The organism is Porifericola rhodea, assembly GCF_030506305.1.
GTDB lineage: Bacteria > Bacteroidota > Bacteroidia > Cytophagales > Cyclobacteriaceae > Catalinimonas > Catalinimonas rhodea.
Map to the genome: position 1 here is coordinate 4716105 of NZ_CP119421.1, position 21678 is coordinate 4737782.

Sequence of the window (21678 nt, forward strand, 5' to 3'; positions counted from 1 at the left end):
GGAATGAGAAAGATCAGTACATTATTCATTATTATGCTGCTCAGTTTGAAGGCGCTTGCACAGCCAGAAACAGCTGATGATTTGTTCAAACATGCTAACAATCTTTATCAGGAAGCTAAGTTTAGCTCAGCCTTAAACTTTGTAAATAGGGCAATTGCTCAGGAAGCAAAAAAACACGACTACTATCAATTGCGGGCAGAAATTTTTGAGTCGCTGGAAGATCTACCTTCTGCACTAACTGACTATACAATTATTACTCATCTACAGCCTGAAATTACGGATTACTGGTTCAAAAAAGCTCAACTGAACTATAAACTTGCAAGATACGAAACAGCGCTCACAGATTTACATCACTTACTAAACATGCCAGAAGGCCCAACTACAGCGGTCTATTTTAAAGGTAAAACTGATGCGCTAGGTTTTGCAGCCAGCAATATGAGCACAATCCAGTCAGATATGGAGGCTGAACTGTATAATTATATAAGTATGTCTCATCTGGCTTTAAACAATATTGACAGTGCGAAAACTTATATCAATCTTGCTATTGAACATAAGCCATCTGAAGCCGATTATTTTGCCAATCTGGCTTTAGTATTTGAAGCAGAACAGGATACAGTTGCTGCTATTCGTAGTTATCAGCAAGCTTTGGCTCGTCAATCTGATCATGAGCTTGCTCTAAGAAACATATCTTTGCTGGCTACTGACTCAGACTCTAAAAAATTTATAGAAGAAGCATACGACCTGGCAATAGCTCAGGAAGCTTCTTACCAATCTTATTTTAATCGCGCAGTCCTTCGTCAATCAAAAGGTGAACATAGAAAAGCAGTTCAGGATTTTGATCAGGCATTAGCTTTAGCCGGTAATAATACAGAAATGCTAATTTTAAGAGGTTATAGCAAAGAAAAGTCAGCAGGTTTAGAAGGGGCTATTGAAGATTACAGTACCGCTCTTAAGCATAACCCTAATCATGTTAAAGCCTACTCCAACCGAGCTAATGCTTACTATAAACTAAAACGATACAATGAAGCATTGGACGACTATAACACTGTTATTAGTTTGAACCCTGAAGAAGCTAAATATTATTATAACAGAGGAATTACTCTATATTATCTGGGTAAGATAAGCAGGGCCTGTACTGATCTGAACAAATCATTAGATATGGGCTTTTTAGCGGCACAAAAGCCGCTTAAGAAGTTTTGTAAGCCCTCTTATTAACGTATAAAAAAAGGGACCATAAGTCCCTTAGTTTGCTTTTCCATTAATTTCTTAAGCATTGGCATACTTGCCAAATAACTCGTCTTCCAGCCTTTTAAGATAAGCCTTAGCCTCTTTTAGAGAGTTTTTATCTTTTTGCTGAATTGTTTTATTTACAGAAGAGACAATATTAGCTTTGATGCGCTTAATTCTATCCTCTTTATTGGTAAATACGGGTTCGCTACCTTTAATTGTTTCAATAGCTTCATTTACTCTTTCGTCAAGCTCTGCCTGCGCTTTTTGCGCTTTGTGGGCTTCTTTTTCCTGACGGATAGCTTTTGCTTTGTTGTACAAATCAGCTTCGTTCTTAATTTTACCTACCTGGCGCAGGTCTTTCACTTGAGCGAGCGTTTGCACATCGCTTTTCTTAACTTTAATTCTTCCTAAAAGGATATCATTTTTCATTTTAGGATTACCCTTGGCGATAAGCTCTATACCCTTGGCAAATTCTGCATCACGAAGAATGGTACGATCACTAACATTGAATTCACGAGCTAAAACTTCTGACGTCTTATCGCCACTTTGCCCACTAGAGAGCACTTTATCGTAGCCTCCGCGCTTCTTTTTCATGCGCTCATACTTTAGACCTCTGAAGTAGCTAAGCTGATCAGGGTTAAGATTTCTTCTTCCTAACTGGTGGTTAATCATCCAGTCTTTTGCCTCCTCCTCAGATCCAAACTTGATAATTCTAACTCGGAAAGGAATATCATGTTTTGTACAGATCTGATACCTATTGTGACCGTCTACCAATACGAGGTCACCATTTTTCTTGTTCCATAAAGTTAAAGGGTCTAAACAACCATTCAGCTTAATGTTTTCCTCCAACTGTTCACGGCTATCTTCTGAAAGTGGTGTAATAAAGTTCTGAAGTTCAGATTTTACTTTAATATCATCATAATTGATGTATTCTGAACTGCCGTTATCAGTTATCACCTGAATTTCGCTTAATAGGCTTTCTTCCATAATAAAGTGTAAATGATAATTATTCTAAATCGTTACTAACAATCTTGGGTGTAGGTGTAATATTAACTTATATGACGTTTTCAAATAAAGGGATAGTATTATTGATACCATTTCTTATATACTGAATTCAACTCAATAAGTTTATATTTTTTTTATTAATGCTTTTTGAGAGCGTTTAAGTCTTCTGAAAATCTAAAGATTTTGTTAAAAATTTAAAACAAACTGCAATATGTTGTTTTTTAAGACAATTACCATACATCATGTAATTCTTTTAGTCCTGTAAATATGATCACCTCCTCACTAAAAACAATTGTATTATGCCATATGATAGTGAACGTTTGTCACTTTTAAAGTTACATAGTTAACTAAAAGTTCCTTAAAAACTAATCAAAATTGCTCATAATTGCTACATAAAAATACGCTATCCCCTGTATTCTGCCAAGTTCAAACCTATTATCACTTTAAAATATTTTCCAATTTATATAAAATGAACTTTGTCCAAAAAAATCACTTCTATTAAAATTCCGCATTATTAAAATAATCACACTAGCCACATCTATCAAACTGTCAAAAAATAAAGACATTCAGTACAGGCAAACTTGAGCTAAAAACAAGAAGCATGAGTGGTAGCACACAATAATACGAATTATTATGTTCCAGATACAACATTGCTATCTATACTTTGTATGCTCGCAGAAATGAAAAAAAATTTTACTCTTAAAGATAATTAGTAATTTATTACTATAGGTTTTAGCCTATTATACTAATCTAAATACTTTTAATAGTAATAAATATGAATCACTCGGGCTGGTCAAGCTGAATGTCATGCTTATTTAACCAATCTTTCCAGGTCGGAATTTTTCGGGCCAAAGGGTGTAAGCAGGGATCATAACGAATCTCTTTGTACTCTTCATATGAACGGGTCAACAGCTTCTGAAATCCCTCTGGGAGCTCAGACCATTTAAGTTTTTCCTTTTCTTTCTTTAATGCAGTCATTTCAGGATTTAAATTCATATCAAGATTAAGCTAAATGAATCTGATATTGTTATACGAAAACGATAATTTTTAGATTTAAGTCTAAAGTTTGACCAATAAGTCAATTACTTTTGTTTTTATCGCAAGGCTTTAGTTAGTGCACGTAAAAGCATGTAACGTAAAGCATGCTCAGTAGTTATGCAGATGATAGAAAAAGAGTAACCCTATGAATTTACACAAATTTCCAGCCACTGATATACCCGAAATTTTTCAGCCCTATGACAAAAGTGAGCACTTTAGCCATTGTGTAAGCTGTAATGTCTACCTGCTGGACGAAAGTATTGAATATGTTATTGAAAAAGCAATACGCCAGTATCCTGAATATGGTACAACAGACGTAATTTTTGAATACGCGATGTGCCTTAAGTGCGCTGAAAAAATGCGTAAAGAGCTTTCTGAAGAATCTTTGCAGAGAATAGAGGCTTATATAATGAAGCAGGGTAAACTGATAGAGCAAAGCCAGAAACTACGTGATGCACATAACTGGAATGTAAAAGATTGGTTAAGCAAATGTGCTTTTACCGGCCAGGCAATAGAAGATCAAAGTGAATACCAGATTATCGCGCACTGTAAAGGCAATCAGTTGGTTTTTTCTGCTATGCCTTATATGATTAGTGCTCAGGCTATGGAAGAAATGTCAGAATTACTCTCTCAAAAAACGCAGGACGAACTTAATCGTTTTATTGATGATAACTTTGGCATACCACCTGAACTAAAAAAGCCAATTATAGATAATCCGGTTGTTTTGCTATAAGTTCATAGCGCTGTTTGGTCAATTCTGGTAAATGAATAGCCCTGTGCTTTTAAGCGGGAAATGATTTCATCCAGATAAAGATATAACTTATCTGTGCGTCGTGGATCAGTGCCAAAATGGATTAGTAAATTAAATCCATTTAAGCCAGACGGCTTTTCTACTGATTTCTCAAGAATATTTTGCATAAGCTGCCCGCTTGTTAAATATTTACTTTTAAGCTCCGGGTAAGTCCAATCCTGATTACTTAGAGTTCCTGGTGTAAAATTTATCAGTTTTAGCCCCAGATGTTTAGTCCAGGCAGCAATTGTGTCATTATACCACTCGTAAGGTGGCAGATAAAACAAAGCATCTTTTCTTTCTATACCAAAGTTTTTCATTTCGCGGTAATTGTTTTCCACATCTGCATTAAAGTCTGCACAGCCAACCAGCAAAGAGTCTCTCTTCTCCCAACTTGCATACAGCAGGTGCTGGTCGGAATGAGCCCCCAGATAATGCCCATCCTCTATAAGTTGCTTTATAATTGAATGGTGATCAGGCTCCCGGTAAAAATCACCAGTGAAGAAGAAGGAAGCTTTCACCTCATGTTTATCTAATGCTTCTTTAATTGGCAAATAACCGTCAGCATATTCATGAGCTGAAAACATAAGATTAATCTGCATTTGAGTAGAGTCGGTTCGGTTAATAGCGCCAAAATGATAGTTTAGCTTTCCGGCAGGGCGTGTGCGCTGCCCTTCTTTTTGCAGTGCTGACAACAAATACACCAGACTGGCAGTACCATCCATGGTAGGCTCATTGGTAGAGTAGTCCCCGAAGTCATCATGGTACACTACCAAATCTGACTGAAATTTGGCATACATATCTTCATTAACTAAGAGCAAGCCTTTCAGATTATTAAAAATAGACCCATAAACAGGTCCATCCACCAATCCTCCACTTAAATGGTATCCTTTAAGATAGGTAAGAGAAGAATGGGGATTTCTTGGATAATTGCCATGCTCAGGTAGCCCAACTATCATGCTCACTCCCCACGGATTACACCCCAATAACCAGTCGCGAAGTGCGGCTTCCATCTCAGCAAACTGAGTATCACCGCTAATCTGTTTATAAAGATGGGCCTGAGAGGCTGCTGCAGTTACTAAATTGTTTGAACACCATATGAATGGCACTCCCATTAAAAAAGGATTGTTCTTCCCCCTATCTAGAATTTTTTGGAGGCCAACCTTCATCTTTTCCTGAAAAGCAGTTTCTACTCCCTCTTGCTGGCTCATACTTAATTTTGGGTGGCCAACATTCCAAAAAGGATACCATTGATAGTGGCGGGCAGTATCTGCACCCATCCAGGGAGTACTTACTTCTCTTTTACCATAACTTACCCCCTTATCCAGCCACTTGGGCTCATGACTCAAATGGTATAATTCAGCAGCTGCCAGTTCCATATCGTCCACCCAATTATCTTCTTCATAAAAATATGGTGCATTACCGGGTGCAGTCTGGCTAACTCCTGGCTTAGATTCACCGAATGCAAAAGCATCACGAGCCTTTTGTTGAAGTAAACTAGAAAAAGCTGTGTCATCTTCAAAGATCTGGGCAGCCAACGCAAAGGCGGAAGCAAATTTTCCCGCAGTTGAAGCTACTCCTGTAGCTCGGTTCTTGTACTTTAGTCCCTGAGGCTTACCGGTAATAAAATATACAGGTCTTTCCTTTCCTTTTCCATAACTCACTTCATCGTGGTTAGGCAAGCGGTATCCTGCATGATCTCTATCATCCGCGATTTGGTTGTACATCTCGCCAGGAGCGGGGTTCATTTTAAGGAGCCAGTCTAACCCCCAACGTGCTTCGTCAAGAACATCTGCCACGCCATTACTACCCTTATGCCCTACTGCATCATATTCATCAACAAAAGAGTCAGGGTTCTGCTGATAGGCAAGAAGCATTTGGTATACCGCATTAGAGGAGGTAGCCGTATACTGCAAATAGTCGGTAGCGTCGTGCCACCCGCCGCGCACATTGACATAAGTAGAATCTGCTGAAGGGTGGTATACTCTAAACCCATCCTGAAAGTGGCAGGAATCTTTAAGAAAAGGATTATAGCCACAGCGCTGTTGTCGCATGTAGTTTAATAGAAAGTCCGCAGTGCCATCGTATACATCATAGGCTATATGAAAAACAGGAGATTGAGCATCTGCCGATTTGATGTAATAAGCCCCGACCTGTTTGAAATCGGAAAAATTTAGTCTATGCCCACTCTTAAATGCCGCATAAGCTCCATAAGAAGTTATATCTCCACTTCTCCAGACTTCTTCATCCGTCATGGCATCGTAGAGAGCAAAAGTATTTAGTTCAAGCAGATCTTTAGATACTAGTACAGCTACTTTTTTAGCCTCCGGCAAATAACCCAGTTGGTTAATACGAATCCAGCTTTGCGCGTAAAGTTGAGCATTTACCAGCAGCAACAGGGCACAAAAAAAAGTTGATATAGTTTTAGGCATGCTTAGTGTAGTTTCTCTAATCTCGTAAAACTACAATCATGTGCATTTTTAGGATAATTTGCAATTTAATTCTTGCTTTTGATGTAGCTGATAAAGTCCAATAATGCTCTTGTTGATTTTTCTGGCTCTTCGTACATTCCCATATGTCCACTATTATCTAACGTGCAGAGCCTTGAATCTTGAGGAAGTTGGCTTTGCTCCAGCATATCTTGATAAGGAACAGCAGAGTCATTTTTGCCTGCTATAAAAAGACAGGGAAAGCTGGCCCCCTTAAGTACATCTAAACGAGCAGGGCGGTCACGCATGGCTCTTGTATAGGCTATCGCTGTCTGATCAGAAGTTTGGGCTACCATCTTTTTTGCTTTTTCTATCTGCTCATACATGCTTTCATGATGGTTATCTGCAAAAATAGAAGGCACAAAATTGTCAGCGAATGTACGGGTGCCGTATTTCTCAAGAAAGCCTACGGTACGTGTACGATTATCCTTTTTTTCTTCACTATCTGACTTAGCCGTAGAGTGAAACAAACAGAGTGCTGCCAGCCTGGAAGGGTATTTTTCGGCCATGGCCAGGCTCACATAACCACCTAGGGAATGCCCAACAACTATTGCTTGCTCTATATTTCTGCTGTTCATACACTCTATAACAGCAATTGCCGCATCTTCAATGGTAATGCTTGTAGCATTTAATTGGCTTTGTCCGAAACCTGGAAGGTCAGGTGCTAGTACTTTAGCTTCAGCAGATAATGGTTCTATTATGCCTTCCCAGACTTCTTTACGCTCACAAAAGCCGTGTAATAATATTACAGCAACACCTTGCCCCTGCTCTATCACTGAGAGTGAATGCTTCATGATTAAAAAATAATAAAATAAAAAATGGTTTAAGCCGAACAGCTATCTCCGCAGCAATCTTTACCTTTTGCCTTGTCAAATGCCTCCTTACCTTCTTTTAAAGCAAAAAAAGCAATGCCCATTGCTCCTATTGCATCTATATAAGGGATATGAAAAAGCTCATACAATGCACTGGAAGCCAGTAACAATACCGAAAGGTACAAACATGTTTTTGTACAGTTTGCATCAGAGATTATAGGACTAGAGTTAAGTTTCTTACCTGCCTTTATTTTGTAATGAACCAAGGCATACATGGTGAGTATAGAAAGTACCGAGATGATAATTCCTACTCTGGTAGTTTCGGGTTGACCTCCAGAAATAATTGTTAATACCGAACTAGAGAGAATGCCAACTGCCAACAGATAAAAGCTAAAGCCGGTAATTTTCAGAGCCTGCTTTTCAAAGCGGTCTTTTCCAACATTTTGCTGTCTACGCATACGAAAAACCATATGGGCAATACCAATACCTGATATCACTTCCACAAAGCTGTCTATACCAAAGCCAAAAAGAGCCAGTGTTTCATCTTCCATACCAAAATAGGTAGAAACTATACCCTCCAGCATATTATAAAAAATAGTGACCATACTAAGCCAGAAAGCTATCTTGAGCCACTTTTGGTATTCTGTATTATCTATTTGTTGTGTAATGTTCATAGATCAGTGTTTTTCAAGCTCGCAAAGCTCTCCCGGAACTTCAAACTGAATGGTAATATGGTCTATATGATAGCTTTTCAGTTTTTTGTTAACCTTCATTCTTAGCTCTGCTAACTCAGACAAACGCATATTATTGTTAATTACTAAATGTACAGAAAGTATGTTATAGTTTCCGTCCAACGTCCAAAGGTGGGTATCGTGAGTATCCTGCACTTCTTCTAAAGACTCCAGAGCGCTTTTCACTTTATCTATGTCTACATCATCGGGAGTAGCCTGCAAAAAAATATGCATAACCTGTCGCAGATTTTTAAAAGCATTCCAAAAAATATAAACAGCTATTAGCAGCGAAAGTATTGGGTCTATAATAGGTAAGTTTACAAACAACATGACAATGCTACCTACTAGCACCGCTACCCAGCCCAGTACATCTTCCAGTAGGTGAAGCATAACTGCTCGCTGGTTGATAGAGTTTTCCCCTTTGCGTAAACGAAATACTGCTAATCCATTAAAGAATATTCCTGCCAAAGCCAGATAGAGCATACCTCTGGCATCTACAGTTTCTGGGTTTAAAAGGCGAGGAATTGCTTCGGTGATAATAAAAAGCGAGCCGGCCAGTAAAATAACTGAATTAATCAGCGCACTTAAAGGTGAAAAGCGCTTGTATCCGAAAGAGAATTTTTTACTCCTGCCTTTCTGTGAATAGTTTTCTAAAAACAATGATGAGCCAATGGCAAAAGTATCACCCAGGTCGTGTATTGCATCAGAAAGTATTGCCATAGAGTTGGTAAATATTCCACCGATAAACTCTATGATGGTAAAGCTTAGATTAAGAAAAAACGCAACTTTAAGGTTACTACTGATTGAATGATGATGGGTATGATCATGCCCATGCTCATGATGGTGGTGATGACTCATTGAATATATAAATACAAATTACGGACGCTATACCACACTTACACAACTTATATTTAGCACTTGCTACTTAATAGCATAGCAAAAGCTAAAGGTGTAAAGTTCGTGCCATTAAAAAATTTACTGTATACGTGATTTCCCTTCCCACAAATCCGCTCTATTGCCCAGCTTTTCTTTAAGGGGCTGCGTTGCTTCATTGAGTTTCTGAAGTACATCATCATCTAGCTTACAGTCTAGGGCTTTTACATTCTTCCGCACCTGTTCACCATTTCTACCCCCTACAATCACTGAACCTACTGCGGGTTGCGACAGCAGCCAGGCAATACTAATTTCAGCCATTGGCTTGCCGTACTCCTCCGCAATTTTCCTGATCTTGTCAATAGTTTCAAAAGTCAGGTCTTCGCACCCTTCTTCACTATGTCTGGCCTGCGGTCGTTCAGAAGAAAAATGACGGGTGCGGGCTCTATCATCAGGAACACTCCCTGCATCTGCAAATTTTCCAGTAAGTAGGCCCTGCATTATTGGCGAATAACATAAGATAGGAATATTGTCCTGCTTACACTCTGGAAGCACTTCATACTCTATAGCACGCCATAATAAGTTGTACGGCAACTGGTTACTACTAATTTCATCAGCATACTTAGTAGCTTCCTGAAGTTGTTGTTTACCAAAATTAGATACTCCATAAGCACGGATTTTTCCTTCCTGTTTGAGTTCACTTAGCGCTCGCATGGTTTCTTCTACCGGTATTTCAGGGTTTGGCCAGTGCAATTGCAATAAGTCCAGGCGGTCGGTGCTTAGTGCTTTGAGCCTTTCTTCGGTCGCCTTTTTAACATCAGCATAAGCATAGTCAGCAGGCTTTAGCTTGGTAGCTATAATAATTTTGTTTCTTACTTCGCCCAAAGCTTTATGGATGAGATTTTCTGAAGCTCCGGAACCATACATTTCGGCAGTGTCAAAAAAATTAATGCCTTCTTCGTAAGCTGTTCTTAGCGCATCAATAGAATCCTTTTCGTCTTGTGGCCCCCAGTTAAACCCTCCTACAATGGCCCAAGCACCAAAAGCAATTTCAGAAACTTCAAAGTCGGTGTGTGGTAGTTTTATACAAATCATAAAAATATTATTTTCATGAAAATACGGCTTTCTCTAGAATAGGCAAGAATTACCAGGCTAAAGGAAAAAAAGATCTGATTGCTTCCAACGCATATTAAGAAACTAGTGTCATGATAGTAAGTGATTCACCTGACTACCAAGAACATGGAAACTTTTACCATTATTCTTCGCCAACGCAAAAAGTTACTTTCTTATTTACTTTTTAACCTTTCGGCCATTGGCTACCTCCTACTTCTTAATCAATGCACAGATAAGGTAGAAATAAGCCGAACGTATAAATACATGATGCCAGTGTACATGAGCACCACTGAACTTAGAGAAGCAGTTGATGTACTCCCACCACGTACCATTCAAGAAGCGGGTAAGATATATTTTTTAAATGGTTTTCTTTTTCTAAATGAACCCGGAGAAGGCATACATATTATAGACAACCGTAAGCCCGAGAATCCAGAAAGAATCAGTTTTATAAAGGTACCTGGCAATTATGATCTGGCTGCCAAGGGTAATTACCTTTATGCCGACAGCTTTATAGATTTATTGGTTTTTGACATTAGCGATGTAAATAACATTAGAGAGGTAGAGCGTGTAGAAAATGTGTTTCCTCTGCACAATTCTTATGGTGGATTTCCTACGGAAGAGGGACAAATTATTACTGAATGGGTAGAAACTGAAGAGACTGAAATTCTGGAAGGTAATCTGGAACCACTTTCTGCCGGCGCGTATTTTTATCGTGGAGGGCTTGTTTTAGATGGTATGGGAATGGCAGAAGCTTTTTCCAGTAAAGGTTCTGGTGGTTCGCAGCAGGGCGTGGGTGGATCAATGGCTCGCTTTACCATAGTCAATAACTATATGTACACGATAGACGACTACAACCTTCAGGTTTTTGATATTAGCCAGGAAGACAAACCTCAGCAAAGTGGGGACCTTATCAATGTAGGTTTTATGATTGAAACAATTTTCCCTTATGAAGATAAACTATTTATAGGTGCTCAAAACGGTATGTATATCTATGATAATTCAGACCCGGCAAAGCCTGAGCATATATCTACATATGAGCACATAACCAGCTGCGACCCGGTAGTGGTAGAAGGCACTACGGCCTATGTCACCCTAAGAAATGGTACAGCGTGTAATGGCTTCACTAATCAGTTGGAAGTAATTGACATAGAAGACCCTTACAATCCTAAGCTAGTTAAGACTTACGCTATGGACAACCCTCATGGACTGGGCATAGATGATGGCACATTATTTATTTGTGAAGGTGACTTTGGCCTTAAGGTTTTTGATGCATCAGACCACACCAAAATTGATGAAAATTTAATCGCCCATTTTGATGAATTGCATGCTTTTGATGTTATTCCGCTGGGTGGAGTTTTAATGCTTGTAGGTAATGATGGACTATATCAGTACGATTATACTGACCCTGCTAACATAAAATTGCTTAGCAAGATTGCCGCTCCATCCTTATGAGATACCTATTATTACTACTCATCAGTATGGCTCTAAGCTGTGCAGCACAAGCCCAGCAAGAAGTTCAAGTGGTCTTAAAAAGCGGTAAAGTGCTTAAAGGCAGACTCACCAATTCAGTGTACGAAGATTTTATTACCCTTGAACAGTCCGCTCTGGAGCGACAAAACATTGCAATAGAAAAGGTACAAAGCATTCACTTTGGAGCCATACCCGACACACTCAGAAATGATAAACAGAAAGATTTTTTTAAAAGGGAGCCGGCCTACTTTCACCTTTCTGAGTTTTATATGCTTTTGGGGAGAGATAGTGATGGTTCAGGGTATACCAATCTTTCTGTGCATACTGTTAATGGCTACGCCTTTTCTCCTCACCTTATGCTTGGCGGAGGGATAGGCCTTGATAAATATGGTGATTTCCTGGTAGCTCCTCTTTACTTAAGTGTACGTGGCCTGATAGTAGAAAGAAGCATTAGCCCTTTTTATTATGCTAATTTGGGTTGGGGCCATATGTGGATCACTCAGGAAATCCCCGAATGGATTGACTATCATGATACGGACGGCGGTTATCATTTTCAGGCAGGCCTGGGCTATCAGTTTAATATGAAAGCCTCCGCCATTACCCTGGGGCTGGGATACCGGCTACAGAAAACCCACCTCCACTACTCTACCCAAACCTGGGGCTGGGGAACAGAGACTGAGATAGAAGAAGACAGACTCCTCCGTCGCTTTGCTATTAGTTTGGGCTTAACGTTTTAGATTCTACTCATACTGTATTATCATACGAGCCTATCTCTTAAAAATTATTCCTACTACTTTTTTCCCTGCCTTACTTAAAAAAGACAAGTTATACACACATACACTCAAAATTTCAAGAATATTTATTATTACGTTAATCAAATTTTTAAACAAAAACTGTTGAATGTTATAACACAATCATTAAACAGTAGTTATAGTAAGTGATTTTTATTTCACGCACTTAGTGCTAAATTTTTTTTTATGAACTTACAAATAGAAGGAAAAACTGCTGTTCTTACAGGCGCTGATTCTGGCATTGGTAAAGAAACAGCTAAAATATTAGCTCAGGAAGGAGCTAAAATAGTACTTTCTGATATTGATGCTGAGGCATTAGATGAAGCAGCAAATGAAATACGTCAGTTTACTAATAGCGATACAGATGTTCGCACCATCGTAGCTGACCTTACGAAAATAAAAGAGGTAAATCAGTTTGCAGAAAAGGTCAAAACCATAAATGGTGGAGCTCATATACTTGTGCACGGAGCAGGAGCCAGAGGAGCCGCAGGTGATTTTTTGAAACTTAGTGATGAAGATTGGCAGAAAACTATTGATATAGACCTTATGGGCGCGGTAAGAGTTGCCCGAGCATTTATCCCTCATATGCAGGAAAAAGGATGGGGACGCTTGATTTTTATCTCTTCTGAAAATGCCTTGCAACCTTACGAAGATGAAAGTCCTTACAATGCCTGTAAAGCTGCCATTGTAAATTTGTCTAAATGTTTGTCACGGGCTTATTCAAAAGATGGGCTACTGATTAATTGCGTATCTCCGGCCTACATAGAAACGCCTATGACAAATGCTATGATGGAACAGTTGGCCGAAGAGAGAGGCACATCCGTAGATGAAGCCGTTGATTGGTTCCTGAAAAATGAGAGACCACATATAGAAGTACAACGCCGTGGACAACCTATAGAGGTTGCCTCAGTGATTGCTTTCTTATGCTCCGGGCTTTCCAGCTTTGTAAACGGCAGCAATTACCGTGTAGATGGAGGTTCTGTAGAAACAGCATTTGGTTGATTTGAATTATATATAAGGTACTGGTCAACTCTTAGAGGGTTGACCAATTTTATTTTTAAACTGGTGCAAAATATGAGTCAAAAATATTTTATGGAATGGGGTCAAGGGGATAAAAAAATCGTTTTTCTCCACTATTTCGGAGGTGCCGCCGATAGTTGGAAATATGTAGCCGAAAAGCTGGCAGACCATTTCCATTGCTTTGCTCTTAACCTGCCCGGGTTTGGAAATACTCCTCCGCTGGAAAAGCCTTCTGTATTGGCCATGGCGCAATGGATACAAAAGCAATTAGTTTTAATGGATATATACGATTGCTCTGTGGTTGGCCATTCTATGAGTGCAAAAATAGCTTTGCAACTGGCTGCTCAGCAGGCCGAAATACAAATTGACCGAATCGTACTGGTAGCGCCCTCCCCTCCTACTCATGAGCCTATGCCGCAGGAAGAGAGAAAAAGAATGCTCCATCACCCCGACGCTGCCGAAGCCAAAAAGACAGCCAGCCAGGCAAGTGTAAAAAAACTGAACAATGAAGTAAAACAACTCGCCATTCAAACTCAGTTAGAAATTGACCACAACACCTGGAGGTGGTGGTTATTAGACGGAATGAATAATTCCATCGCAGATCAGCTTAACACCATCAAGCAAGATATTACTCTGATTGTATCTGAAGATGACCCGGTTATTAGCATGGATACGGTTCATAAAGAAATTATACCCTTGTTACCTGAAGCTGAACTTATTAGCACACAAGGAATTGGACACCTGATACCTTTAGAAGCTCCGGACTGGCTGGCTGAGCAGTTACGTTCTATACTGTAGCGCTTTAAAATTATGTATTCTGATAAGTTTACATCTAAGTTAAAAGACTTTATTAAAATTTAGTAAATCATCAGCAGGTATAGCTAAACTTAGATTTTTAGCTTTCGTGTAAACAGTTTTAATACATCCATTAGAACAGTTTTCATGAGTAAGCGAATTCTAGATATACAACAGTGGAACCGAAAAGAACATTATGAGTTCTTTTCGCAGTTTGAGGAGCCTTACTTCGGGCTAAATTTTAGTATTGATTGCACTATCGCCTATCAAAAAGCAAAGTCAAGACAGATTTCATTTTTTGTGTATTATCTGTATCAATCTCTGAAAGCCTGTAATGATGTAGATAATTTTAAGTACCGGATAGAAGATGGCCAAGTCGTTTGCTACGAACAGATACACGCCTCTGCCACTATTGGTCGCCCTGATACCACCTTCGGCTTTTCTTTTGTGCCATTTTCTGACTCTCTGGAAGAGTTTGCCAGGCATGCTGCGGAAGAGGCTGAGGCTATTCATAATAGTACCGGCCTTCGCCTGAACGACCGTACCGGACGAGCAGATGCCATACATTTTTTTTCTATTCCCTGGATAAACTTTACCGGGCTTACACATGCTCGCAATTACAAATATCCAGACAGCGTACCTAAAATCAGTTTTGGCAAAATGCACAAAAAAGGTGATAAACTACTGATGAATAGCTCTGTACATGTACACCATGGTCTTATGGATGGCTACCATGTAGGTTTGTACGTAGATGCCTTTCAGAATTATATGAATGCCTGATAATTAGGCTGCTCTCATACGGTCTTCTTTTATTTTTCTTCGGGCTTTCTCCTGAATAACTTCCTGTACAGTGCGTTTTTGTATTTTACTTTCCAGCCAGCTAATAATATCAAAGTAGCTGAATGACCTGCTCTCATATGGGTTATCAATTAAAGTAAGTAGTTGAGAACGTAGATCTTCAAATCTTTTCACCAGTTCACTATCGGTTGTTTGGCGAGTCAGATTTTTCAAAAATCGTAAGATGTATTTCTGATAGTGGTTCAGATCATCTTTTGCCAATAAAAAACGATAGGTAGATTTAATGTAATAGTCTATAATATCGGTGTTCCCAAGTTCAAAATGGCTAATCAGGTTAAGAATACGGGCAAAGCAGTGGACATCTTCTCTGAGGTCTACATTTTGCTCATTAATTATTTTTTGCAGCCAATAAACCGCCATTTTATGGTTACTATCCCCCACATACATACAGGCAATTTTATAGTAAAAAATAATGGTAGAATGCTTACCCAGTTTATCTACAAACTGATCCAGGTCTCTTTCAATCTTACTCACCAATGAAATACCACCACTAAAATCACCAGTAAGAAAGTGTCTGTTAATTTCATGAATAGTGATGTACTTAAAGAGCATAGCTCTTATGTTTTCGTTAAGCTCAATTCCTGAAATGTTGTATACATCTTTTAGCTTCTGTGTAGAAGCCACAAACTCACTATACTTCATCAGTTTATTCTGGGCAATCATCAGGCTATGTATACCTCTAATGTACATGATGGTCTTTAGCGTAATCATCTCCGGATTGTGCTCAAAAAGACCTACCCACTTTTTTGCATAAGCATATGCCTTATCAAAATCCTGGATAAATAGATAATAGGCAACATATACATTGTACAGATTAAGTTTTTCGTTGAACGAAAGCTCCTGCTCTTCAAACCGGGGCATACTGCTATTAATAAACTGTCTGACCTCTTCCAGATACTCCTCTTTGCGCACAAAGCCTGTTTTGGTATACCAGCTATTAAGCCTTACCAAAATGTTAGAGAATGTATTGATGTTATAGATTCTGGTATTTACATCCTTAACTTCATTGATAATGTCATTCACCTTTTTAGGATTTTCATTACCAATACCCTGCGCAACCACCTGCTTTTCCATTTTGAGTATTTCCAACATCAGCTCGAGATTATCGTTCTTGTGCGCTAGTTTACGTGCTTTTTTTAGTACCTTATTGCATTGGGTATACAACCCACGATCAAAGAGTATTTGAGCGTGATCAATGTATTCGCGTATACTGATATCTTTATTTTTGCGCAGGTGGTAAGATCGCATGGCGTGCAGCAGTTTATGATAAAGATGTCCTTTGAGATTGGACAACTGCTGGGGATTAAGCTCCGGTGTTTTTTTTAAAATACTGGCTTCATCATAATTATCCTGCCTGTCTATGGCCTGAAACAGCTTTAGAGTCTTTTGCTCTTCACCATATACCTGCATCTGTACCTTAAAATAGCGCTTTTCAGTAGCCGATAATGACTTTATCAGTTGAAACAAGTCTTCAGATTTCTGCTTTGACATCGTAATTATTTTTCACCAAAAACATCAATAATATACAATAAAGATATATTTATAAGAATAATAAAGTCATTAGACATTATAAAAAATAATTTTTTTGACTTTTTTACCCAAAATCATTGTTCTATTTTTCAGCAATTCTTAACAGTAAACTAATTTTAATTCTATGGCGGACCAAGTCTATATATTTGATACTACCTTAAGAGACGGTGAGCAAGTACCTGGTTGTCAGTTAAATACTGAAGAAAAGGTCATTATTGCCAAAGCACTGGAGCAATTAGGCGTAGATATCATAGAAGCCGGGTTTCCTATCTCCAGCCCCGGAGACTTTAAGTCAGTAATTGAAATCTCTAAAGCCGTATCCGAGCCTGTAATTACCGCCCTCTCCCGCGCGGTAGAGAAAGATATAGACCGTGCTGCTGAAGCGCTCCAATACGCTAAAAGAGGAAGAATACACACCGGAATTGGCACTTCCGATCAGCATATCTATACTAAACTGCGATCAGACAGAGACAAAGTGATAGAGAGAGCAGTGGCAGCTGTAAAGCATGCTAAAAAATATGTAGAGGATGTTGAGTTTTATGCCGAAGATGCCGGCCGTACCGATCAAGAGTATCTGGCCAGAGTATTAGAAGCAGTAATTAAAGCAGGGGCTACAGTGCTTAATATACCGGATACTACTGGTTTTTGCCTACCCGATATGTATGGTGAAAAAATTAAATATTTGAGAGAAAATGTAGCTGGTATAGATAAGGCTATTCTCTCTACACATTGTCATAACGACTTAGGGCTGGCAGTAGCAAATTCTATCTCTGCTGTTAGAAGCGGAGCTCGCCAGATAGAATGTACTATTAACGGTATTGGAGAAAGAGCCGGTAACACCTCTCTGGAAGAAGTGGTAATGGTAATGAAAAAGCACCCTGAGATTAACCTGAATACAAATATTAATACGCGTCAGCTCTACCCTACCAGCCAGTTGGTTTCCAATATGATGAATATGCCGGTACAGGCAAATAAGGCAGTAGTTGGTAAAAACGCTTTCGCTCACTCTTCTGGCATCCATCAGGATGGGGTAATTAAAAATCGCGAAAACTACGAGATCATAGATCCACTTGAAGTAGGAGTAGATAAATCTTCCATCATACTAACCGCGCGTAGCGGACGTGCCGCACTTAACTACAACCTTAAAAATCTGGGCATTGAGCTTTCCAAAGATGAACTGGAAGATGCCTACGCAAAATTTTTAGATCTGGCAGATAAACTAAAAATTGTGCAGGACGAAGACCTGCTCAAGCTCGCCGAGGATCTATCATCTAAATCTGTTTAAACAACAACTTAGTAAAACCATTAATCTGGAATAATAGGAATCGTATGCCAGGCAAAACTTTATTTGACAAAATTTGGGATAAACACGTCGTCAGTAGCATAGAAAACGGCCCTGACGTATTATACATAGATCGTCACTTTATTCATGAGGTCACCAGTCCTCAGGCTTTTGCAGGATTAGATAGAAGAGGAATCAAGGTATTTCGTCCTGAGCAGACTATCGCGACAGCAGACCATAATGTACCTACCAAGGATCAGCACTTGCCCATTAAGGAAGCACTCTCTCGCACCCAGGTAAACAAGCTTACAGAAAACTGTGCGGCTCATGGAGTTGAACTTTATGGACTTGGGCATCGCTACCAGGGAATTGTGCATGTAATTGGCCCCGAATTAGGTATTACCCAACCCGGGATGACTATGGTGTGCGGAGACAGCCACACCTCTACACATGGCGCTTTTGGTTCTATTGCTTTTGGTATTGGTACCAGTGAGGTAGAGCAGGTACTGGCTACGCAGTGTATACTGCAAACCAAACCTAAGAAGATGAAAATTGAGATAAATGGACCTTTGGCGAAAGGCGTTACCTCAAAGGACATTATTCTCTACATCATCTCCAAAATCTCTGCTAGTGGCGGTACTGGCTATTTTGTAGAATATTGCGGTTCTACAATAGAGAGCCTTTCTATGGAAGCCCGTATGACAATCTGTAATATGAGTATTGAAATGGGTGCCCGTGGCGGAATGATTGCTCCTGATGAAACTACTTTTGATTACGTAAAGGGGAGAGAATTCGCACCTAAAGGTAAAGACTTTGACCGTTTAGTAGAATACTGGAAAACGCTACCTACTGATCCTGATGCTGAATTTGACCTTGAATATCATTATGATGCTTCAGATATAGAGCCTATGATTACTTATGGCACTAATCCGGGTATGGGTATCAAAATTAGCGGTACTATTCCTTCTCTGGAAGAGATTGAAAAAGATGAGCAGGTATCTTTCAGTAAATCACTGGAGTATATGGCTGTTTCTCCGCAGGATAAACTATTAGGAAAAGCTGTAAACTATGTATTTATCGGTAGCTGTACCAATGCCCGAATAGAAGACCTAAGGATGGTAGCGGCATTAGTAGAAGGTAAACAAAAGGCAGCGAATGTAAATGCAATGATAATCCCAGGCTCTAAACAGGTTGAAAAACAAGCTAAAGAAGAAGGTTTGGATAAAATTCTGGAAGCTGCTGGCTTTGAGCTTCGTCAACCTGGCTGCTCTGCCTGCCTGGGCATGAACGAAGACAAAGTGCCTAAAGGCGAATACTGCGTGTCTACCTCAAACCGTAATTTTGAAGGCAGACAAGGCCCTGGTGCCCGTACCTTCCTGGCGAGCCCTCTTACTGCAGCAGCAACTGCACTTAATGGATACATCAGTGATGTTCGTGAAATGCTAGAAGAAACTGAACTGGTTTCCTAATGAACGATACCCTTATTCCTGACATACCTTCTGCCTATACAGATATAGAAGCAAAAACCAAAGCAATAGGCTTTTCTATGTCTTCAGACTTGCAGCTAGGCTCAATACTTAAGACTCTGGTAGCATCCAAACCCCAGGGCTTGTTTCTGGAGTTGGGTACAGGCACCGGTTTATCATTAGCCTGGATTGTAGAAGGAATGGACTCAAAAGCTCGTGTGATTTCGGTAGACAATGATGCTGAACTGATCAAAGTAGCACAAGACGCATTTTGCGACGATGAAAGAGTACAACTTATTTGTCAGGATGGGACTCAATGGATAAAAGAATATCAGGGCGAGGCATTTGACCTTATTTTTGCCGACACCTGGCCCGGTAAATACAGTGAACTTGATGAGACGCTCAACCTGCTTAAAAGCGGAGGGCTTTATATTATTGATGATATGCTAGAGCAAACTAACTGGCCTGCCGGACATACAGAAAAAGCAGCAGCTTTAATTAAGGATCTGGAGCAAAGGCCACATTTGCATATCACAAAGATGAACTGGTCTAGCGGCCTCATTATAGCTACCAAAGTATAATTTCAAAAAATTCCAGTAAGCAATCATTTACAATGGATAAATTTTCAACACTGACTTCTACAATAGTACCTATCCCGACACGGAATATAGATACTGACCAGATTATACCTGCAAGATTTCTTAAGGCGACAACGCGCGAAGGCTTCGGAGATAATCTGTTCAGAGACTGGCGTTACAATGAAAACAATGAGCCAAAAGCTGACTTTGTTCTCAATCAGGAAAATGTTTCAGGAAAAATTCTGGTAGCCGGAAAAAACTTTGGCTGTGGTTCAAGCCGTGAGCATGCCGCTTGGGCTATCTACGACTATGGATTTAAAGTAGTAGTGTCTAGCTTTTTTGCCGATATATTTAAAAATAATGCGCTAAACAACGGACTTCTACCCGTACAGGTGACTGACACCTTCTTACAAAGTATTTTTAAGCAATACGAAGAAAATCCTAAGCTGGAGCTTACTGTCAACCTGGAGGAGCAAACCATATCTATTAAAGGTACTGATCAACAGGAGCAGTTTGATATCAATGCCTATAAAAAATACTGCTTATCGCAAGGCTACGACGATATAGACTATTTACTAAGCCAACAAGACAAAATTAAAGCTTACGAGCAGGAAAAAACTTACTAACCACTCATTATCTAATTCAAAATGCAGAAGAAAATAACAGTTTTAGCAGGTGACGGTATAGGACCCGAAGTAACAAAACAAGCGCTTAAAGTATTAAGAGCGGTAGCCAAAGCCTATGACCATGAGTTTTCATTTCAGGAAGGACTGGTTGGTGCCGCCGCTATAGATGCTACAGGTAACCCATTCCCTGAAGAAACTGAAAAACTTTGCCTGGATGCTGATGCGGTTTTGTTTGGTGCTATTGGTCACCCCAAATACGACAACGACCCTAATGCTAAAGTAAGACCGGAACAAGGCCTACTGGCAATGAGAAAAAAATTAGGCCTTTTCTCTAATGTACGTCCGGTAAAAAGCTACGAAGCTATCAGCCACATTTCTCCACTTAAAGAAAGAGTGGTTAAAGATGTAGACTTTGTTGTATTCAGAGAGCTTACCGGCGGTATTTATTTTGGGGAACCAAGAGGAAGAAATGAAAAAGGCGATACCGCTTTTGACACATGTATTTACTCTAAAAGCGAAATACAACGAATTGCCATTCAGGCTTTTGAAGCTGCTAAAAAACGAAGAAAGCATGTTACACTTGTAGATAAAGCAAACGTAATGGCTACCTCCCGCCTGTGGCGCGAAACAGTAAGTGAGTGCGGCAAAAACTATCCGGAAATCAAACTGGACTATATGTTTATAGACAATGCTGCCATGAAGCTGATTCAAAATCCCGGCTTCTTTGATGTTGTCTTGACTGAAAATATGTTTGGAGATATCCTTACCGATGCTGCATCGGTAATTACCGGTTCATTGGGTATGCTTCCTTCAGCATCTTTAGGTGAAAAAGTTCAGTTGTTTGAACCTATACATGGTTCATACCCCGAGGTAGCTGGTCTTTCTAAAGCCAATCCACTAGGCGCCATACTTTCAGCGGCTATGCTTATCAACTACGCTTTTGGTATGACAGAAGAAAGCAATGCCATTAAAAATGCTGTAGACCAGTCTCTAAAAGAAGGTTATGTTACTGAGGATATTAACCATGAGCAGTTTCATACGACCGAAGAGGTAGGCGATAAAATTGCTACGCTTGTGTATGCTTCTAAAAAACAGCATGCATAATTATTAATTTGATATTAAATGATAAAAATCACTCAACAAGTTTGTAACAATTAGTAAGATTTTTTATGTTTACTCTT

The 21678-nt window shown here is 39.5% G+C and carries 20 protein-coding genes; 12 read left to right on the forward strand and 8 right to left on the reverse strand.

All coding sequences use genetic code 11. The features are described 5' to 3' along the window. Window positions 1-3 precede the first annotated feature (3 nt). Complete coding sequence (locus PZB74_RS19325) at window positions 4-1215, forward strand: tetratricopeptide repeat protein (RefSeq protein ID WP_302238805.1); 1212 nt, start codon at window positions 4-6, stop codon at window positions 1213-1215. 51 nt (window positions 1216-1266) lie between these two features. Here the strand turns inward: PZB74_RS19325 and PZB74_RS19330 are convergent, their stop codons facing one another. Together PZB74_RS19330 and PZB74_RS19335 are read right to left on the reverse strand one after the other, a co-directional pair. Then, window positions 1267-2217: a ParB N-terminal domain-containing protein gene (locus PZB74_RS19330; protein ID WP_302238806.1), complete on the reverse strand. Its 951-nt coding sequence runs from the start codon at window positions 2215-2217 to the stop codon at window positions 1267-1269. Window positions 2218-3015: 798 nt separating this feature from the next. Next, the gene (locus PZB74_RS19335) at window positions 3016-3231 is read right to left on the reverse strand and encodes a hypothetical protein (RefSeq protein ID WP_302238807.1); all 216 of its coding nucleotides are present in this window, start codon (window positions 3229-3231) and stop codon (window positions 3016-3018) included. A 187-nt stretch (window positions 3232-3418) separates the two neighbouring features. Between PZB74_RS19335 and PZB74_RS19340 the strand changes: the two genes are divergently transcribed. Beyond that, complete coding sequence (locus PZB74_RS19340; protein WP_302238808.1) at window positions 3419-4006, forward strand: hypothetical protein; 588 nt, start codon at window positions 3419-3421, stop codon at window positions 4004-4006. Window positions 4007-4008: 2 nt separating this feature from the next. Here the strand turns inward: PZB74_RS19340 and PZB74_RS19345 are convergent, their stop codons facing one another. The 5 genes from PZB74_RS19345 to PZB74_RS19365 form a co-directional block, all read right to left on the reverse strand. Next, window positions 4009-6495 carry a bifunctional glycoside hydrolase family 9 protein/polysaccharide deacetylase gene (locus PZB74_RS19345; protein ID WP_302238809.1) on the reverse strand — a complete coding sequence of 829 codons (2487 nt, stop codon included), beginning with the start codon at window positions 6493-6495 and terminating at the stop codon, window positions 4009-4011. Window positions 6496-6560: 65 nt separating this feature from the next. Continuing rightward, entirely contained in the window at window positions 6561-7346 is a 786-nt protein-coding gene (locus PZB74_RS19350; protein WP_302238810.1) for an alpha/beta fold hydrolase, read from the reverse strand. A 29-nt stretch (window positions 7347-7375) separates the two neighbouring features. Further along, window positions 7376-8038: a cation efflux transmembrane domain-containing protein gene (locus tag PZB74_RS19355; protein WP_302238811.1), complete on the reverse strand. Its 663-nt coding sequence runs from the start codon at window positions 8036-8038 to the stop codon at window positions 7376-7378. 3 nt (window positions 8039-8041) lie between these two features. Beyond that, on the reverse strand, window positions 8042-8953 hold the full coding sequence (locus PZB74_RS19360) for a cation diffusion facilitator family transporter (protein ID WP_302238812.1): 912 nt from the start codon (window positions 8951-8953) through the stop codon (window positions 8042-8044). A 117-nt stretch (window positions 8954-9070) separates the two neighbouring features. Continuing rightward, complete coding sequence (locus PZB74_RS19365) at window positions 9071-10063, reverse strand: aldo/keto reductase (protein WP_302238813.1); 993 nt, start codon at window positions 10061-10063, stop codon at window positions 9071-9073. 144 nt (window positions 10064-10207) lie between these two features. On the opposite strand from PZB74_RS19365, the gene PZB74_RS19370 reads away from it, so the two are divergent. The 5 genes from PZB74_RS19370 to PZB74_RS19390 all read left to right on the forward strand — a co-directional run bounded on the left by PZB74_RS19370 (window position 10208) and on the right by PZB74_RS19390 (window position 14937). After that, window positions 10208-11533, forward strand: coding sequence for an LVIVD repeat-containing protein (locus tag PZB74_RS19370; protein ID WP_302238814.1), 1326 nt, complete (start codon window positions 10208-10210; stop codon window positions 11531-11533). After that, complete coding sequence (locus PZB74_RS19375; RefSeq protein WP_302238815.1) at window positions 11530-12288, forward strand: putative outer membrane beta-barrel protein; 759 nt, start codon at window positions 11530-11532, stop codon at window positions 12286-12288. Before PZB74_RS19370 ends, PZB74_RS19375 begins: the two co-directional genes overlap by 4 nt. Before the next feature lie 240 nt (window positions 12289-12528). Further along, window positions 12529-13344, forward strand: coding sequence for an SDR family NAD(P)-dependent oxidoreductase (locus PZB74_RS19380; RefSeq protein WP_302238816.1), 816 nt, complete (start codon window positions 12529-12531; stop codon window positions 13342-13344). Window positions 13345-13416: 72 nt separating this feature from the next. Next, window positions 13417-14160, forward strand: coding sequence for an alpha/beta fold hydrolase (locus PZB74_RS19385; protein WP_302238817.1), 744 nt, complete (start codon window positions 13417-13419; stop codon window positions 14158-14160). A gap of 144 nt (window positions 14161-14304) precedes the next feature. Beyond that, window positions 14305-14937 (forward strand): CatA-like O-acetyltransferase, encoded by a 633-nt coding sequence (locus tag PZB74_RS19390; protein ID WP_302238818.1) that lies wholly within the window; start codon window positions 14305-14307, stop codon window positions 14935-14937. 3 nt (window positions 14938-14940) lie between these two features. On the opposite strand, the gene PZB74_RS19395 is transcribed toward PZB74_RS19390, so the two are convergent. Next, window positions 14941-16506, reverse strand: coding sequence for a hypothetical protein (locus PZB74_RS19395; protein ID WP_302238819.1), 1566 nt, complete (start codon window positions 16504-16506; stop codon window positions 14941-14943). 163 nt (window positions 16507-16669) lie between these two features. On the opposite strand from PZB74_RS19395, the gene PZB74_RS19400 reads away from it, so the two are divergent. Genes PZB74_RS19400 through leuB form a run of 5 tightly spaced genes read left to right on the forward strand, consistent with a single transcriptional unit; the run spans window position 16670 to window position 21601 of the window. Beyond that, window positions 16670-17830: a 2-isopropylmalate synthase gene (locus tag PZB74_RS19400; protein WP_302238820.1), complete on the forward strand. Its 1161-nt coding sequence runs from the start codon at window positions 16670-16672 to the stop codon at window positions 17828-17830. Window positions 17831-17874: 44 nt separating this feature from the next. Beyond that, a complete protein-coding gene (gene leuC, locus PZB74_RS19405; protein WP_302238821.1) occupies window positions 17875-19296 on the forward strand; it encodes a 3-isopropylmalate dehydratase large subunit in 1422 nt (473 codons plus the stop codon). Further along, window positions 19296-19874: an O-methyltransferase gene (locus PZB74_RS19410; RefSeq protein ID WP_302238822.1), complete on the forward strand. Its 579-nt coding sequence runs from the start codon at window positions 19296-19298 to the stop codon at window positions 19872-19874. Before leuC ends, PZB74_RS19410 begins: the two co-directional genes overlap by 1 nt. 32 nt (window positions 19875-19906) lie before the next feature. Then, the gene (gene leuD / locus PZB74_RS19415; protein ID WP_302238823.1) at window positions 19907-20497 is read left to right on the forward strand and encodes a 3-isopropylmalate dehydratase small subunit; all 591 of its coding nucleotides are present in this window, start codon (window positions 19907-19909) and stop codon (window positions 20495-20497) included. Between the two features lie 21 nt (window positions 20498-20518). Beyond that, the gene (gene leuB, locus PZB74_RS19420; RefSeq protein ID WP_302238824.1) at window positions 20519-21601 is read left to right on the forward strand and encodes a 3-isopropylmalate dehydrogenase; all 1083 of its coding nucleotides are present in this window, start codon (window positions 20519-20521) and stop codon (window positions 21599-21601) included. Window positions 21602-21678: the final 77 nt, after the last annotated feature.